This is a genomic window from Vibrio sp. SALL6 (genome assembly GCF_002002385.1).
Classification (GTDB): Bacteria; Pseudomonadota; Gammaproteobacteria; order Enterobacterales; family Vibrionaceae; genus Vibrio; species Vibrio parahaemolyticus.
Genome location: NZ_MQVK01000023.1, coordinates 314,931 through 331,369 on the forward strand (window position 1 = coordinate 314,931; position 16,439 = coordinate 331,369).

Consider the following 16,439-nt stretch of genomic DNA (forward strand, 5'->3'; position numbering starts at 1 on the left):
GATTTAATAACCAACTTTATTGCAATGTAATTCAATTTACATGAAATAAAGCGCAGTTAGATAAATTAAGATAGCTAACGAGAAGTAAGGGCTAAACAACAATTGCCAGTACCAATTTCTCGGTTTGAAGCCTACGCCGAACACCATACTTGAGCACAATGCCCAAATCAGTGCCGGGGCGATCACTGCGTTAAAGCCACCAATCGCTTGATGGTACGCCTCTGGATCCCACATCACCAATCCTACGTGCATAAAGCCAAGGATGAGAGATAAGACTCTTAACAGAGTCTTATCCATTGGTTCGTGAAACTTCGCTACCTTGTCAGCGAGATTACTCACTGTCTTTGTCCATCATTTCTGAGTGCTCTAACCAAAGAGCGTTGATGATACCGAATGCACAAGCAAGTAGTACACCTAGAATCCATGCGAAATACCACATAGTAATTGCTCCTTAGTATAGTGAGTTTTTGTTGTCTTCAATGTACTGATCATCAAGGCGACCAAACATCTTGTAGTAAGTCCAAGACGTGTAACCAAGGATGATTGGAACCATAACAAACGCTACGCCTGTCATCAGGTTCAGAGTCAACTCAGATGATGTTGCATCCCACATTGTTAGACTGTGGCTTGGCATTAGATCTGAAGGCATGATGAATGGGAACATCGCAAAACCTGCAGTAAAGATAACACCAGCAACACCTAGGCTTGAAGTGATGAACGAAATCGCACACTTTTCAAGACGAGATGACAATACAGCAAGCAGCGGCATTGCAACACCTAGTACAGGAGCAGCCCATAGTAGTGGGTAGTTTTCAAAGTTCTTCATCCACGCACCAGCTTCACGGATTACCTCTTTGTTTAGAGGGTTAGAAGCTGCGTTTGTGTCGATGCCACCAACAATCACGTAACCGTCAATGTTTTGAACCCAGAAGCCTGCAGCAACAAACGCAACCACTGTTAGTAGACCCGTGATTTGAGCAACGTTGCGAGCACGTGTGTGAACTTCACCCGTTGTTTTCATTTGTAGCCAAGTAGAACCTTGCATCAAAATCATGAACAAGCTAACCAGACCACAAAGCAGAGCAAATGGGTTTAGCAGACCAAAGAATGAGCCATGGTATGTTGGCATCAAAAACTCGCTCAATTGGAATGGAACACCTTGTAGAAGGTTACCAAACGCCACACCAAAGATGATTGGCGGAACAAAACCACTGATTGAGATACAGATATCCCAAGTATTACGCCATTTTGGCTCTTCAATCTTAGAGCGGTAATCTAGGCCCAGAGGACGAAGCCAAAGTGCAGCTAGCGTCAGGATCATTGCTAAGTAGAAGCCTGAGAATGACGTTGCGTAAACCAAAGGCCAAGCGGCGAACAATGCACCACCAGCAGTGATAAGCCAAACTTGGTTACCATCCCAGTGAGGGGCAATTGAGTTAATCATGACACGACGTTGTGTGTCGTTTTTACCGATAATAGGTACAAGCGCGCCTACACCCATATCGAAACCGTCTGTTACTGCAAAACCAACTAGTAGAACACCGATTAGTACCCACCAGATGAGTCGCAAGATTTCGTAATCAAACATCTTGTTATCTCCTTACCTTACGCTTCTACTTGGCGGCTAACTTTGTCTTCAACAGAGTCAGCGTTTTGCTCAAAGTGGTAGCGGCCAGTTTTCAGACTGCTTGGACCTTTACGAGCGAATTTCAACATTAGGTAAACTTCTGCAATCAGGAATACCGTGTATAGCGCCAAGATTGCGAATAGTGACGTCCAGATTTCACCTGCAGTCAATGCTGAAGCCGCAACGTGCACAGGAAGAATTTCACCAACAGCCCATGGTTGACGACCGTACTCAGCGACGAACCAACCCGCTTCAATCGCAATCCACGGAAGTGGAATACTCAATAGTGCAGCTTTAAGAATCCATTGTTTTTGTTCGATTTTTTGACGACATGTTTGGATAAATGCCGCACCGAATACGAACAACATGATGAAGCCACAAGCAACCATGATACGGAATGACCAGAATAGTGGCCATACTGTTGGGATTGAATCATCCGCAGCAGCTTGAATTTGCTCTTCTGTCGCATCAACAACATTGTCTGTGTAGCGTTTTAGAAGTAGACCGTAACCTAGGTCACCTTTCACTTCATCAAACGCAGTCATGTTTTCTTCTGACTTGTCACCAGCACGAAGTTTCTCAAGAAGTTCGTAAGCGTACATACCGCCACGAATACGCTCAACGTGCTCATCACGAAGGTCGCGAAGACCTGTCACTTGCTCATCAAAAGAACGTGTCGCGATGATACCCATTACGTAAGGGATCTTGATTGCGTAATCGGTGTGCATGGTTTCTTGGTTAGGAACACCAAACAACGTAAACGCTGCTGGAGCTGGTTCTGTGTGCCATTCTGCTTCAATTGCAGCAAGCTTCACTTTTTGAACTTCACCAAGTTCGTAACCAGATTCGTCACCAAGAACGATGGTTGATAGGATCGCAGCAATACCGAAAGATGCAGCGATAGCAAATGAACGACGAGCAAACGCAATATCACGACCTTTTAATAGGTAGTATGAACTGATGCCTAGAATAAACATTGCGCCACAAGTGTAACCAGAAGCAACCGTATGCACGAACTTAACCTGAGCAACTGGGTTTAGTACAACTTCAGAGAAGCTTACCATTTCCATACGCATGGTTTCGAAGTTGAAGTCCGCGCCTACTGGGTTTTGCATCCAGCCGTTTGCGATAAGAATCCAAAGAGCAGAGAAGTTAGAGCCCAGCGCCACAAGCCAAGTAACAGCTAAGTGTTGGCGTTTAGATAGACGATCCCACCCGAAGAAGAATAGACCAACAAAAGTTGACTCCAGGAAGAAAGCGACAAGTGCTTCGATCGCCAGTGGCGCACCAAAGATGTCACCTACATAGTGGGAGTAGTACGACCAGTTAGTACCAAACTGGAATTCCATGGTAAGGCCGGTAGCCACACCAAGTGCAAAGTTAATACCGAACAGCTTACCCCAGAACTTGGTCATGTCCTTGTAGATTTGCTTGTTCGTCATTACGTACATCGATTCCATAATGGCCAAAAGGAAGGCCATACCAAGGGTCAATGGTACGAATAGGAAGTGATACATCGCTGTTAGTGCAAACTGCAACCGCGATAGATCAACTACGTCAATCATGGTAACTCCTATGTGTCGGCTGAATGACACTCTCTACATATTGCAATCCATATCCAGGTGTTATTCACACTTGAAAATTGTTGAATTATCACAACTCTTTGTTGCAAAAATGTGCTTCATTGGTTAGTTAATTGTTAAGCATCAGCTAATATAGCTGGGGCTAATATTACTTGTAAAAACAGATTGTTTCAAAAGGTTTATAGCCGGAATGCGCTTTGATATACATCAATGTTTATGCGCTGAATTTGCACAAAAATCCATCACATTGATCCAGATCAACCCGTATTAGAAGCGTATGTTAAGAGAGAGTAATCAGGAGAGAAATTAACCAGTTGCATGCAAACATCGAGTTAACAATCAGTGCTTTTTTCTTACCTAATTAGTATTAGAAGAAATTCAATAAATGAGAGGTTGGTCACTTATGGTGAAAGGCTGAGCATTTTTGCTCAGCCTTAGAATCTTATTTTTCAATTCCGAAATGAAGATATGCACGATCTGTGGCGATTCTTCCTCGGGGAGTGCGTTGTAAATAGCCTTGCTGAATCAAATATGGTTCTAGCACATCTTCAATGGTGTCTTTTTCTTCACCAATAGCGGCAGCCATATTGTCGAGTCCAACTGGACCACCACCAAATTTCTCCATGATAGCGAGAAGAAGCTTGCGGTCCATGTAATCGAAGCCCTGAGCATCCACATCCAACATATTAAGCGCTTTGTCAGCAACATCGGCACAAATATGTCCGTTGCCCTTCACTTCTGCATAGTCACGGACACGGCGCAATAGACGGTTTGCAATACGAGGCGTACCACGAGCTCGTCGAGCAACTTCTAACGCGCCTTCTGGCTCCATCGACAACCCTAGACAATCTGCACTGCGTTGAACAATGTTCTGTAGATCTTGCACTTTGTAGTACTCAAGACGCTGAGTAATACCAAAACGGTCACGCAGCGGAGAAGTCAAAGACCCCGCACGCGTCGTTGCACCAATCAATGTGAATGGTGGCAAATCAATTTTGATAGAACGTGCGGCCGGACCTTCACCAATCATGATGTCCAATTGGTAATCTTCCATTGCCGGATACAGCACCTCTTCGACCATAGGGCTAAGACGATGGATCTCATCAATGAAAAGCACGTCGTTTTCCTCAAGGTTGGTCAACAACGCGGCCAAATCGCCTGCTTTTTCGAGAACAGGTCCAGAAGTAGTACGGATGTTCACTTCCATCTCGTTAGCAACAATGTTTGCCAACGTCGTTTTACCCAAACCTGGAGGGCCAAAAATAAGTAGGTGGTCTAACGCCTCACTACGCAATTGTGCCGCTTTGATGAAAATCTCCATCTGATCACGGACATGATCCTGACCTTGGTAATCCGCCAACTTTTTAGGGCGAATAGCACGGTCAATAACATCTTCATCACGAAACGCTGGATTTTCAGGAGCGATTAAACGATCGGCTTCAATCATACTGTTACCTTGAACTTTCCGTTACACCATTGATTTTAGTGCTTCACGGATCAGCTGCTCGCTGCTCATGTCCGGTTTAGCAATTTGAGAAACTACTTTCGACGCTTGAGTTGGCTTGTAGCCTAGAGCAAGAAGTGCGCTGACCGCCTCTTCTTCTGCACTATTTGACGAAGCGGCAGCCGAGTCAGTAGGAGCGGCATCAGTAAACGGCGTGAATAAGTCGCCAGCTCCCCAACCTTTTAAGCGGTCTTTCATTTCAACGACCAAACGCTCGGCGGTTTTCTTACCAACACCAGGTAACTTCACAAGCGTAGAAACATCTTCACGCTCTACACAAGACACGAACTGGCTCGCTGTCATGCCTGAAAGAATACCCAAGCCAAGTTTAGGGCCAACGCCGTTTGCTTTGATCACTTCACGGAATAGCGCACGCTCTTTTACTGTATTAAAACCGTAAAGCAATTGCGCGTCTTCACGCACAACAAAATGAGTATAAATAATCGCTTCTTCGCCGATATTTGGCAGTTCGTAGAAACAGCTCATTGGCATCTGAACTTCATAGCCAATGCCGTTAACTTCAATTAAAACTTCAGGTGGTTGCTTTTCAAGCAAAATGCCGCGAAGACGTCCAATCACTATAAATACTCTTTGGAAATGAATTTGCGACAGGATAATAAAGAACTGGATAGACATCCAGTCCTTTATGCTGTGGGGTTAGATTTTTGAGACAACTTGATCAAGTTGTTGTGTGAGCGTCCGGACAGCAACAACTTGACCGCTGAGCTCTTTGCCATATTGAGCCACAATCTCGGCAATGGATTTTGTATTCACTACACCATTCGCCACTTCGCTACTCGCTTCATCAAGTTCTTTTAGCGCTGTCATTTGCGTTGCCATAATGCTTGATAAACTTTGTACGTCATGAGATATCGTCGTCACTTGCTGAATAATAGTGTTCATCCTCTCCGTGCTTGACGTCACCACGTCTTGACCATGCTTTACTTCTTGCTCACTACGATCAAGTAAGTGACGAATCTCAATAGCGGACTGGCTACTCTTCGCAGATAGCTCTCGTACTTGCTCGGCAACCACAGCAAAACCTCTGCCCTGCTCTCCTGCTCGCGCCGCTTCGATTGCCGCATTTAAAGCCAGCAAGTTGGTTTGCTCTGCTACAGAGGTAATCAAGTCTGCCACTTTCATGATTTCTTCATGGCTAGTAATGATCTGGCTGATCGCTTGGGTAGAATCCTCCAGCAATTCCGAGCTTTTCTCTGCTTGTTGATGAACGTCTTCACTCTTCTCACGCAGCTCTTCCACAAACTTGCTCGACTCTTCAATCCCTGTGGCCATGTGATGTACTTGTTGGCTCATTTGCTCTGCCGCACTTGCTTGAGATTCACTATTCACGTTGAGCGCATTGACTTGCTCATCCAACTGCGATGATTGCTCATCAAGCGTTTGCGAAACAGATTTCAGCTCTATCGAATTTAAATTAGCTTGTTCCAATACTTCAGCCAGATGCAGTTCACCTTCTGTTGCTTTTTTGGCGACTTGCTCACTCTCGACTTTTGCTGCTTCGGCATTTTCAATCGCATCATCACGTTGCTTAGCAGTAAATGCCTGAGCGATACAAATCACCACCAGCGGCAATACGGTACCAGACCAAATTTCTAATCTCTGAGAAGCTTCCGATAATACCAGTTGAGGAAACTCAAAACCCGAAACATGCTGATGTGTCATTAAGGCGGAAATGGCAATCACCACGCCACTCCAAGCAATAGCGATAAGACGAGTGCCAGATAAGAAGAAAGCGACAACCAACAAAGGCACCCAATAAGTTTGAGTTGAATCAACCACACCACCACTTTGATAAATGATATTGAGTGCATGCACCGACATCCCGACAAAACCAAGGTTAAGTGATAACGCAGGTTGCTTAAACCATTTGAGACTAGAAGCGGAAATAAGCTCAAGAGTAATCAGAATGACAGAAGTTAAGATCAAGCTTTCGTGTCCATGCTTGAACCACTTAATTAAGCTATAAATTCCGACCAGAAAAGCGATGAAGGTAAATAAAGAGAGGATGTCAGCTTGACGTTGTTGCGTTCTCGTCCATTGAGGTTGGCGCGGCATAAATACACTGCGCCACAGCGTGGCTGGATTCATGTTCAATCTTCCTTGATTGATTTCTTATTAGACATCCGACCACTATAGTTTTACAACATTTTCACAACAAATTTATTCCTTAAATCTGTCTGAGGTGTCTCATTTTTAGTACAGTGAGAGTCTAGCGATAACGCCCTTTTCTCGCACTGCTTGCTTTGCCTGCGAGCGCAACCAAGGTCTTGTTCGTATTGGCATGACAAATTGCCACACCGAGTGCATCCGCGGCATCGGCTTGAGGCTTCGCAGGTAATTTTAACATGTGCTGCACCATGTGCTGAACTTGCACTTTGTCTGCACCACCAGTCCCCACTACAGCTTGCTTAATTAGACGTGCAGCATACTCATACACAGGAAGATCCGCATTCACCGCCGCAACAATCGCACTACCGCGAGCCTGCCCTAGCTTTAGAGCAGAATCGGCATTTTTCGCCATGAACACTTGCTCAATTGCAAATACGTCTGGTTGAAACTGGGTGATGATTTCCGTGACGCCAGCATAGATTTGCTTAAGCCGACCTGGCAATTCTTTTTCTGAGGTACGAATACACCCACTGCCAAGATATTGCAGATGACGGCCTTGCTGGCGAATAACGCCGTAACCGGTAATACGAGAACCTGGGTCAATACCCAAAATAATTGACATGAAGCGTCCTAAATAACTCGCTATTTTTATTGGAATCTAAACCCAAGCATTCTTAAGTCGTTTGGATATATCCCATTAAAACAAAAACTCCCGCAGGTGCGGGAGTTTTTTCTTTAATTGTTGTGCGCTTATTCTGCGTCTTTTGCTTTCGCTGCAGTTACCGCAATCGCTAGTTCTTCTAGAGCCGCTGGGTTTGCAATGCTTGGAGCATCTGTTAGCAAACACGCCGCTGCTGTTGTTTTCGGGAACGCGATAACATCACGGATGTTCTCAGTACCACATAGCAGCATTACTAGACGGTCTAGACCGAATGCAAGACCAGCGTGTGGAGGCGTACCGAATTTTAGAGCGTCCAATAGGAAGCCGAATTTCAATTGTTGCTCTTCTGCATCGATACCTAGGATATCGAATACCGCAGCTTGCATTTCTGCGTTGTGGATACGTACAGAACCACCGCCCACTTCGTAGCCGTTTAAAACCATGTCGTATGCGTTTGAGTTCGCTACTGCTGGGTTCGCTTTTAGCTCTTCCGCTGTCACACCTAGAGGTGATGTGAATGGGTGGTGCATCGCGTGTAGGTTGCCTTCGTCGTCTTCCTCGAACATTGGGAAGTCAACAACCCATAGAGGAGCCCAAGTGCCTTCTTTAGTCAGACCTAGGTCTTTACCTAGTTTAAGACGAAGTGCGCCTAGTGCTTCCGCAACGATGTTAGCTTTATCTGCACCAAATAGAATGATGTCGCCAGATTCCGCTTGAGTGCGATCTAGGATACCGTTGATCACGTCTTCGCTTAGGAATTTAGCTACAGGAGATTGGATACCTTCCACACCTGCTGCACGGTCGTTCACCTTCATCCATGCTAGACCTTTTGCACCGTAGATACCTACGAACTCTGCATAGCCGTCGATTTGCTTACGAGTTAACTCTGCACCGCCTGATACACGAATAACTGCAACGCGGCCTTTTTCGTCGTTCGCTGGACCAGAGAATACTTTGAACTCAACGTCTTTTACTAGGTCTGCAACGTCTACTAGCTCTAGTGGGTTACGTAGGTCTGGCTTATCAGAACCGAAACGACGAATCGCTTCGCTAAATGGCATTACTGGGAATTCACCTAGGTCAACGTTCAGTAGCTCTTGCCACATTTCACGAACCATTTTTTCAGTTACTTCACGAACTTGATCAGCCGTCATGAATGACGTTTCGATATCGATCTGAGTGAATTCTGGTTGACGGTCGGCACGCAAGTCTTCATCACGGAAACACTTAACGATTTGGTAGTAACGGTCAAAACCAGACATCATTAGAAGCTGTTTGAATAGCTGTGGAGACTGAGGAAGCGCGTAGAAGCTGCCTTTGTGAACACGGCTTGGTACTAAGTAGTCACGCGCGCCTTCTGGCGTCGCTTTGGTTAGTACTGGTGTTTCGATGTCTAGGAAACCGTTGTCATCTAGGAAACGACGAACAAAGCTAGACGCTTTAGCACGTAGCTTGATACGGTCGCTCATTTCTGGACGACGTAGATCTAGGTAACGGTACTTCAGACGTTGCTCTTCTGAGTTCTTTTGGTTGAAGTCTAGAGGCAGAACGTCACTGCGGTTGATGATTTCAAGACCTTTCGCAAGGATCTCAACTTCACCTGTTGCCATGTCTTTGTTTACTTGGCTTTCTGGACGAACGCGAACTTCACCCGTCAATTTGATACAGAATTCATTACGAAGTGTGTTAGCCACTTCATACGCATCCGCCATATCTGGATCTACAACTACCTGAACGATGCCTTCACGATCTCGCATATCAATGAAAATAAGACCGCCTAAATCACGACGACGGTTAACCCAGCCGCAAAGTTCTACAGTTTGTCCTGCAAGGGACTTGTTCAGGTGACCACAGTAATGGGTACGCATAATGAAATTCCCAATCTCTCAAATATTGTTAACTACGCTCTGTCAGCCTCATTGCCGAGCAGAGTAAAGATTCCGTTATACGCTGAAAGTCTATGAAAATCGACTACTCAACATACAATTAAGTGTGTTTTATCATTCCCTGGTGGTTTTTAGTACAACAAATGTTCAAAAGCCCACCAAAGCGAAAAAATTGGTGGGGATTATAGCGTGAAATTACCTATTTCAGCAAAACTCTCGTAAAGTGCGTACAGGAGATACAAACAATAAAGAATGATGGATAATTTACCCCTTCGACTTGGTTTAACCATGTGGTCTCACAACCAATGGCAACAAAGCTTTTACGGTAGTGGAACTAAACCTGCTGAGCGTTTAGAAAAATACGCTCAGGTATTTCATACTGTGGAAGGAAATACCACCTTTTACGCCACTCCGACACACAACACGGTGCAAAACTGGAAAGCCGCGACTCACGACGATTTCAAATTCACGTTTAAGTTGCCCAAAGCCATCACCCACGAACAAATGCTCAAAGGCTGTAGCGAGCAGTTACGTGACTTCATGAAAGTCATGGAGCCGCTGCATGAACGAGTCGGTCAATGGACGATTCAGCTTCCTGCCGCTTTTGGTCCCGAACACCTCGATAGACTGAAGAAGTTTTGTGCCAGCTTCCCACCGAATTTCCCACTTGGGGTTGAAGTGCGCCACATGGCGTTTTTCTCCAAAGGTGAAGAAGAAAGGGTGTTTAACCAATGGTTAGTGGAAAAAAGCATAGACCGAATCATCATGGATAGCCGCCCTGTGTTTGCGGCAAAGCCTAACAATGAAGCCATCATTGATGCTCAAATGAAGAAACCCAAAGTTCCCGTTCATGCGATTGCAACCGCTTCACACCCGATGATTCGTTTTATTGGCCATCCGGAAGAACAAAAAAATTACGACTTCTTTGTGCCTTGGCTAAGTAAATTGCCACAATGGATTGCGGAAGGAAAACAACCATATGTGATGATTCACACAGCAGACAATATTATTGCGCCTGAGCTGGCAGCGAACATTTACAAGAATCTACAAAAGCATGTCGCCCTGCCAGATTTAGCCCCCTTCCCTGCCAATGATGGCAACTCGCAGTTACAGATGTTCTAACAATAATTTGCTCAACGCATGACAGAGGCGCGAATTTCTCATAAAATACGCGCCTTTTTTGATGCCTGACGTTTTTTGAAGACTAGACTAACTAGTTTTTTGAAGACGAATCGCCCCGTCAGCTTGTATGCAGAGATTTGGTTATGAACCCTAAGAGCAATCCAGATACTATTTTTTCGGCTCCAATCGATAAAATTGGGGATTTCACGTTCGATGAACGCGTAGCGGAAGTTTTTCCTGACATGATTCAGCGATCGGTGCCGGGTTACAGCAACATCATTTCTGCAATCGGTATGTTGGCAGAACGCTTTGTGAAGCCTCACTCAAACATCTACGACTTAGGTTGTTCTTTGGGTGCCGCTACGCTGTCTATGCGTCGTCATATCAAGCAAGAAGGCTGCAAAATTATTGCAGTAGACAACTCTCCAGCGATGGTTGAGCGTTGTAAGTTACACGTCAACGCTTATCGCAGCGACACGCCAGTAACTGTGGTCGAAGCCGATATTCGTAATATCGAAATTGAAAACGCATCTGTCGTGGTATTGAACTTCACGCTCCAGTTTTTATCACCAGAAGACCGTTACGCGCTGCTTGAAAAAATCTACGCGGGCCTGCGTCCTGGTGGCATTTTGATTCTGTCAGAGAAATTCGTTTTCGAAGATGAAGTGTCTAATGAGTTACTCATTGACCTTCACCACGACTTCAAACGTGCCAACGGTTACAGCGAATTGGAAATCAGCCAAAAACGTAGCGCAATCGAAAACGTAATGCGTCCGGACTCTAAAAAAGACCACAAAGAACGTTTCGCAAAAATTGGCTTCTCTAGCTACGACGTTTGGTTCCAATGCTTTAACTTCGGTTCTATGTTCGCGATTAAGTAAGGTTCGCGGTCGAACCCAGTTCAATTTGTACTCAAGCAGGCAAGTACTGATGCTGCCTTTGGCGGCGCTTTCACTCATTTAATTACATCATCAACTCAGCGATTAACTAACTATGTTTAACTTTGCAAATTTCTACCAATTGATTGCCCAAGACACGCGTCTTCAACCTTGGCTGAATGTGTTACCACAACAGTTAACGGACTGGCAAAATGCAGAGCACGGTGACTTTGGTCGCTGGTTGAAAGCACTGAACAAGATTCCGGAAGGCTCACCAGATCAAGTTGATATCAAGAACTCTGTAACCATCAGCAACGATACGCCTTTCCAAGAAGGCGAACTGAAAAAGCTAGAAAACTTACTGCGTACTTTTCACCCTTGGCGCAAAGGTCCATACACAGTGCACGGCATTCATATCGATACCGAGTGGCGTAGCGACTGGAAATGGGATCGCGTACTTCCACACATTTCTCCACTGAAAAATCGCAGCGTGCTCGATGTGGGTTGTGGCAATGGTTACCACATGTGGCGCATGTTAGGCGAAGGTGCTCGTCTTTGCGTGGGTATCGACCCGTCTCACCTGTTCCTGATTCAGTTTGAAGCGATTCGCAAACTCATGGGCGGCGACCAACGAGCACACCTATTGCCGCTGGGTATTGAGCAACTGCCTAAACTGGAAGCGTTTGATACCGTGTTCAGCATGGGTGTTCTCTACCACCGTCGTTCTCCACTTGACCATTTGATTCAACTAAAAGATCAGTTGGTTTCTGGTGGTGAGTTAGTATTGGAAACCTTGGTAATCGAAGGCGATGAAAACGCAGTACTTGTGCCGACCTCACGCTACGCTCAAATGCGCAATGTGTACTTCTTCCCGTCTGCGAAAGCACTAAAAGTGTGGCTAGAACTGGTTGGTTTTGAAGATGTTCATATTGTGGATGAGAACGTGACTTCTGTTGATGAACAACGCACAACAGATTGGATGACACACAACTCTCTACCAGATTACTTAGATCCAAACGATCCAAGCAAAACAGTGGAAGGCTACCCGGCACCACGCCGCGCTGTGCTGGTAGCACGTAAGCCATAATTAACTGAGATTTCTGACATTGTCTTAACTCTTTCCTGCCATTAAGACATTACCCTCTCTTCTATTCTCATCAAGGGTGCACTTTGCATCCTTGATTATTAGCTTTTCATCACTATTCCTCACTCAATAAGAGATAGAGAAAGATTCTTACTTGTGAGCCTTTATCGATATAAGCTAAACTCTTAAAAAACAAACAACTTAATCCAATCCCAAGGTTTTCAATGTTAATACGATTGACTCCGGTTGTTGCCATCGCCTTATTATCTGGATGCACACTTACTAAAGGCGAACAGTACCACCAAGAAACGTTAGCCGCTATTCAAGCTTCAGAAGCGAATTTCAATAATCGCATAACTAACTTAGAGCTGCAGATCAGTAACCAATCAGATTACATCGACAGCCTTGAAGACCAAGTCGATAAATTACAAGGTGATCTAAGCACCTTCCGCGAAGAGGCAATGGCAGAGGTTAAAAAACCGAAAGAGCCTATTATTGTCCAAGCGCCCGCCCCTATTGAACCAACGCCGACTCATGACATCGTTTTAGGTTCGATCGAAAAAGTGACCATCGACTCCATCAAACAAACGTTTGATGCGCGCGTCGATACAGGTGCGGCTACATCATCTTTGAATGCAGTTGATATTGAAGAATTCGAAAGAAACGGCAAAAACTGGGTTCGTTTCCATCTTGCTGATGCAACAAAATCAGAAGAAGAGAAAAATACATGGATCGAAGCGCCTGTTCTTCGTTATGTGAAAATTCGTCAAGTAACAAGTGAAGAACTGGAGCGTCGCGCTGTGGTCGAACTTTGGGTGCGAGTTGGAAAAATTCATGAAAAAGCGCAATTTACGTTGGCGGATCGCTCCCACATGAACCATCCTGTTTTACTAGGTAGAGAATTTATGCGCGACATCGCATTGGTTGATGTGAGCCGTACATACATTCAAACGGACGAAGATAAAAAATAATAAGGTAGATTATGACGTCAAAAATACCGTTTTACCTTTCAATCATCTTGTTGGTGGTTGCGGGCATTGCTTTGAGTGTTTTCAGACACCAAAATTACGGCGTGCCTTGGACGCCAGGCGAAACACGTCAAGTGTGGGATGTAGAGGCTCGTATCGAGTTCAATGCAAACGGGAATGAAGTGAAAGCTTCTCTTGCCGCTCCTCATACACAGAGTGGTTATACACTGATTGGCGAGTCTGCTTCTTCTTCTGGTTATGGCGTTTCCTACATTAACTCTGATTCAGGTCGCCGTGCCGAATGGTCGATTCGCCAAGCGAAAGGCCCTCAAACAATTTACTACAAAGCGCAGTTCTTAGTTGATCCACAAGCTAAAGTGGAACCACTGCCTCCTGCTGGCGATATCACGCCACCGACTTTATCCGCTCCGCAACAAGCGGCAGCAAGCGCCCTCATCGATCAAGCCATGAGCCGTTCTGCGGACAACGTGACGTTTGCACGCGAGTTAATCAAAGCGCTTAACGATCCAGACAGCCAAAACTCCGCTCTATTATTGAACGATTTTGACCGCACCGATGCACTGCACAAGATTCTTCTGTCAGCTGGCGTTCAAAGTAAAATTGTTGGCGTAATCGAGCTTGAAGATGGCCGTCGTCGTCAAACCATCCAACCGATGGTGCAAGTTTGGTCTGGAAAAGATTGGGTTCTGTTCTCGCCAAATTCAGAGCAGAAAGCCGTAAAACCTAACCTTCTTGTTTGGGATGAATCGAACGTTTCGTTACTTGACCTTGTGGGAGGTAAGAACAGCCAAGTTCATTTCTCCATGATCAAACAAGAAGTGACGCCTCAACAAGCGACAAACAACAAGGTTGAGGCCGATGGCCTGCTTAACTTATCAATCCACAGCTTGCCTCTAGAAGAGCAAGCGATGTTCAAGACCATCATGCTGATCCCAATTGGCGCATTGATCGTTGTGTTCCTGCGCGTGATTATTGGTCTTAAAACCTCTGGTACGTTCATGCCAGTACTGATTGCGGTTGCGTTCGTTCAAACGCAGCTTGTGACTGGTATTGTGGGCTTCCTATTAATTGTTGGTACAGGCTTGATCATCCGAAGCTACTTATCGCGGCTCAACTTACTTCTGGTAGCAAGGATATCCGCGGTTATTATCACGGTTATTATGATCATCTCGGTGTTTACCGTTGTAGCATTCAAGATTGGTTTGACAGAAGGTCTAACAATCACCTTCTTCCCAATGATCATCTTGTCATGGACGATCGAACGTATGTCGATTCTGTGGGAGGAAGAAGGCGCGAAAGAAGTAGCAATGCAAGGTGGTGGTTCACTACTGACTGCGGTACTGGTTTACTTGGCGATGACCAACTCGTATATCCAGCACTTAACGTTTAACTTTATCGGCCTACAGCTAATTGTTTTGGCGGGTATTCTATTACTAGGTACTTACACTGGTTACCGTCTAACAGAACTACGTCGTTTCAAACCGCTAGCGGAGGATTAAACGATGTTTGAACGTTACACTACGCCATCAAAACTTCGCCACAAAGGCATTATGGGCATGAACAAGCGTAACCATAGCTACATTGGTCGCTATAACGATCGCTCTAAATACCCATTGGTGGATGACAAGCTAAAAACCAAGATCATCGCTCAAGCTGCAGGGGCAACCGTCCCTGCCCTTATCGGCGTGATCCACAACCAAGCAGAAGTAAAAACCATCCACAACATGGTGAAAGACTGGCCGGGTTTTGTGATTAAGCCAGCTCAAGGCAGCGGTGGTAAAGGTATTCTGGTGGTGACATCGCATAAAGACGGTGTGTACACCAAACCTTCTGGTGCGACAATCAACAAAGAAGAAGTGGAACGCCACATCAGTAATGCACTGGCGGGGTTGTTCTCGCTCGGCGGTAAGAACGATGTTGCCGTGGTTGAGAACTTGATTAAGTTTGATGACTGCTTCGATGGTTTCAGCTACGAAGGTGTGCCAGACGTACGCATCATCGTATTTAAAGGCTACCCTGTCATGGCGATGATGCGCTGCTCAACATCAGCGTCTGATGGTAAAGCTAACCTTCACCAAGGCGCGGTCGGCGTCGGCATTGATATCGCAACAGGCAAAGCCATTCGCGCGGTGCAATTCGACCAACCAGTAACGCACCACCCAGATACGGGTAAAGATTTATCGACTCTGCAAGTGCCTCATTGGGAGCGTTTGCTAGAACTTGCGTCAAGTGCTTGGGAAATGACGGGGCTTGGTTACATGGGCACCGACATGGTTCTCGACAAAGAAGAAGGTCCGATGGTACTTGAGCTGAATGCTCGTCCTGGTTTGGCTATTCAAATCGCGAACGGAGCAGGATTGCTTCCTCGCTTGAAGCATATTGAAAGCCTCGGCACTCCAGCGGAGTACCCTAAGCCTATAGAGCGCGTAGCCTACGCGGTTGAGCAATTTGGTGTAAAACCAAAGTTCTAAACCTTACAAGCTAGCAATCAGCACATGGTTGCTAGCTTTTTTCTTTCTGCCATCGTTTTCACTCCCCTTCCTATCTCATTTCGCCGGTTTCATCATTTGAATCAATGATCGAGCTAACAGAATCAACATAGATCGTTTCTTTTCTACTGAGCCCATTGAGTATGATGTTTACTCCCCTTACTCAACTTAAAGAGGTTGGGCGATGCTAACAAAAGAAACAAATAATAATGAACCACAGCTTGTAGACCAGGAAACTTTTGACCAACACTTACAGCGTTTGTCTGAGCTTTCGGTTCAAGCACTTGAAGAGCTTGCTGAAATTATCGAAGCTGGAACCGATATTTCAGAGGAATAGCGCTTAGATTATTTCCAATACTCCCTGCTATTGGTCTAAGTGCTCACGAAAAAGCCGAGACTGTCGTCCTACAGCCTCGGCTTATTTTATGCCCGTTACCTGCATCTCCCTGTTAGTCAGATACAAAAACGCCCGCTTTAATTGCGGGC

The 16,439-nt window shown here is 45.4% G+C and carries 16 protein-coding genes; 7 read left to right on the top strand and 9 right to left on the bottom strand.

What is annotated here, in order from left to right; translation table 11 throughout:
* Positions 1 to 36 precede the first annotated feature (36 nt).
* The 9 genes from ybgE to aspS all read right to left on the bottom strand — a co-directional run bounded on the left by ybgE (position 37) and on the right by aspS (position 9,373).
* Positions 37 to 339, bottom strand: a complete 303-nt coding sequence (gene ybgE, locus BIW15_RS16135; protein ID WP_005495828.1) for a cyd operon protein YbgE — start codon at positions 337 to 339, stop codon at positions 37 to 39.
* Positions 332 to 439, bottom strand: a complete 108-nt coding sequence (cydX, locus tag BIW15_RS16140) for a cytochrome bd-I oxidase subunit CydX (RefSeq protein WP_000270284.1) — start codon at positions 437 to 439, stop codon at positions 332 to 334. Before cydX ends, ybgE begins: the two co-directional genes overlap by 8 nt.
* Positions 440 to 451: 12 nt before the next feature.
* The gene (gene cydB, locus BIW15_RS16145; RefSeq protein ID WP_005483614.1) at positions 452 to 1,588 is read right to left on the bottom strand and encodes a cytochrome d ubiquinol oxidase subunit II; all 1,137 of its coding nucleotides are present in this window, start codon (positions 1,586 to 1,588) and stop codon (positions 452 to 454) included.
* Positions 1,589 to 1,605: 17 nt separating this feature from the next.
* Positions 1,606 to 3,192 (bottom strand): cytochrome ubiquinol oxidase subunit I, encoded by a 1,587-nt coding sequence (gene cydA / locus BIW15_RS16150; protein ID WP_005457265.1) that lies wholly within the window; start codon positions 3,190 to 3,192, stop codon positions 1,606 to 1,608.
* Positions 3,193 to 3,652: 460 nt separating this feature from the next.
* Positions 3,653 to 4,657 (bottom strand): Holliday junction branch migration DNA helicase RuvB, encoded by a 1,005-nt coding sequence (ruvB, locus tag BIW15_RS16155; protein ID WP_005457270.1) that lies wholly within the window; start codon positions 4,655 to 4,657, stop codon positions 3,653 to 3,655.
* Positions 4,658 to 4,678: 21 nt separating this feature from the next.
* Complete coding sequence (ruvA, locus tag BIW15_RS16160) at positions 4,679 to 5,293, bottom strand: Holliday junction branch migration protein RuvA (RefSeq protein WP_005486097.1); 615 nt, start codon at positions 5,291 to 5,293, stop codon at positions 4,679 to 4,681.
* Between the two features lie 78 nt (positions 5,294 to 5,371).
* On the bottom strand, positions 5,372 to 6,823 hold the full coding sequence (locus tag BIW15_RS16165; protein WP_069525022.1) for a methyl-accepting chemotaxis protein: 1,452 nt from the start codon (positions 6,821 to 6,823) through the stop codon (positions 5,372 to 5,374).
* Positions 6,824 to 6,944: 121 nt separating this feature from the next.
* Positions 6,945 to 7,466, bottom strand: a complete 522-nt coding sequence (gene ruvC, locus BIW15_RS16170) for a crossover junction endodeoxyribonuclease RuvC (RefSeq protein ID WP_005457261.1) — start codon at positions 7,464 to 7,466, stop codon at positions 6,945 to 6,947.
* A 128-nt stretch (positions 7,467 to 7,594) separates the two neighbouring features.
* Positions 7,595 to 9,373, bottom strand: a complete 1,779-nt coding sequence (aspS, locus tag BIW15_RS16175; RefSeq protein WP_077281294.1) for an aspartate--tRNA ligase — start codon at positions 9,371 to 9,373, stop codon at positions 7,595 to 7,597.
* A gap of 273 nt (positions 9,374 to 9,646) precedes the next feature.
* On the opposite strand from aspS, the gene BIW15_RS16180 reads away from it, so the two are divergent.
* From BIW15_RS16180 to BIW15_RS16215, 7 genes are all read left to right on the top strand, one after another.
* A complete protein-coding gene (locus tag BIW15_RS16180) occupies positions 9,647 to 10,513 on the top strand; it encodes a DUF72 domain-containing protein (protein WP_179115297.1) in 867 nt (288 codons plus the stop codon).
* A 143-nt stretch (positions 10,514 to 10,656) separates the two neighbouring features.
* Positions 10,657 to 11,394, top strand: coding sequence for a carboxy-S-adenosyl-L-methionine synthase CmoA (cmoA, locus tag BIW15_RS16185; RefSeq protein WP_005457217.1), 738 nt, complete (start codon positions 10,657 to 10,659; stop codon positions 11,392 to 11,394).
* Positions 11,395 to 11,506: 112 nt separating this feature from the next.
* Positions 11,507 to 12,478 carry a tRNA 5-methoxyuridine(34)/uridine 5-oxyacetic acid(34) synthase CmoB gene (cmoB, locus tag BIW15_RS16190; RefSeq protein WP_005457248.1) on the top strand — a complete coding sequence of 324 codons (972 nt, stop codon included), beginning with the start codon at positions 11,507 to 11,509 and terminating at the stop codon, positions 12,476 to 12,478.
* A gap of 221 nt (positions 12,479 to 12,699) precedes the next feature.
* Positions 12,700 to 13,446, top strand: a complete 747-nt coding sequence (locus BIW15_RS16200) for an ATP-dependent zinc protease (protein WP_005457212.1) — start codon at positions 12,700 to 12,702, stop codon at positions 13,444 to 13,446.
* Between the two features lie 11 nt (positions 13,447 to 13,457).
* Positions 13,458 to 14,963, top strand: a complete 1,506-nt coding sequence (locus BIW15_RS16205) for an inactive transglutaminase family protein (RefSeq protein ID WP_005495851.1) — start codon at positions 13,458 to 13,460, stop codon at positions 14,961 to 14,963.
* A 3-nt stretch (positions 14,964 to 14,966) separates the two neighbouring features.
* On the top strand, positions 14,967 to 15,935 hold the full coding sequence (locus BIW15_RS16210; RefSeq protein ID WP_005457241.1) for an alpha-L-glutamate ligase-like protein: 969 nt from the start codon (positions 14,967 to 14,969) through the stop codon (positions 15,933 to 15,935).
* Positions 15,936 to 16,137: 202 nt separating this feature from the next.
* Positions 16,138 to 16,290: a hypothetical protein gene (locus BIW15_RS16215; protein WP_005457235.1), complete on the top strand. Its 153-nt coding sequence runs from the start codon at positions 16,138 to 16,140 to the stop codon at positions 16,288 to 16,290.
* The last annotated feature ends 149 nt before the right edge of the window (positions 16,291 to 16,439 follow it).

Bases quoted from the DNA above. Each gene is read 5' to 3' on its own strand.
- cydX (WP_000270284.1), bottom strand. From the start codon at position 439: ATGTGGTATTTCGCATGGATTCTAGGTGTACTACTTGCTTGTGCATTC.
- BIW15_RS16165 (WP_069525022.1), bottom strand. From the start codon at position 6,823: ATGAATCCAGCCACGCTGTGGCGCAGTGTATTTATGCCGCGCCAACCT.
- BIW15_RS16200 (WP_005457212.1), top strand. From the start codon at position 12,700: ATGTTAATACGATTGACTCCGGTTGTTGCCATCGCCTTATTATCTGGA.
- ruvB (WP_005457270.1), bottom strand. From the start codon at position 4,657: ATGATTGAAGCCGATCGTTTAATCGCTCCTGAAAATCCAGCGTTTCGT.
- ruvC (WP_005457261.1), bottom strand. From the start codon at position 7,466: ATGTCAATTATTTTGGGTATTGACCCAGGTTCTCGTATTACCGGTTAC.
- cydA (WP_005457265.1), bottom strand. From the start codon at position 3,192: ATGATTGACGTAGTTGATCTATCGCGGTTGCAGTTTGCACTAACAGCG.
- cmoB (WP_005457248.1), top strand. From the start codon at position 11,507: ATGTTTAACTTTGCAAATTTCTACCAATTGATTGCCCAAGACACGCGT.
- BIW15_RS16215 (WP_005457235.1), top strand. From the start codon at position 16,138: ATGCTAACAAAAGAAACAAATAATAATGAACCACAGCTTGTAGACCAG.
- aspS (WP_077281294.1), bottom strand. From the start codon at position 9,373: ATGCGTACCCATTACTGTGGTCACCTGAACAAGTCCCTTGCAGGACAA.
- cmoA (WP_005457217.1), top strand. From the start codon at position 10,657: ATGAACCCTAAGAGCAATCCAGATACTATTTTTTCGGCTCCAATCGAT.
- BIW15_RS16210 (WP_005457241.1), top strand. From the start codon at position 14,967: ATGTTTGAACGTTACACTACGCCATCAAAACTTCGCCACAAAGGCATT.
- cydB (WP_005483614.1), bottom strand. From the start codon at position 1,588: ATGTTTGATTACGAAATCTTGCGACTCATCTGGTGGGTACTAATCGGT.
- BIW15_RS16205 (WP_005495851.1), top strand. From the start codon at position 13,458: ATGACGTCAAAAATACCGTTTTACCTTTCAATCATCTTGTTGGTGGTT.
- BIW15_RS16180 (WP_179115297.1), top strand. From the start codon at position 9,647: ATGGATAATTTACCCCTTCGACTTGGTTTAACCATGTGGTCTCACAAC.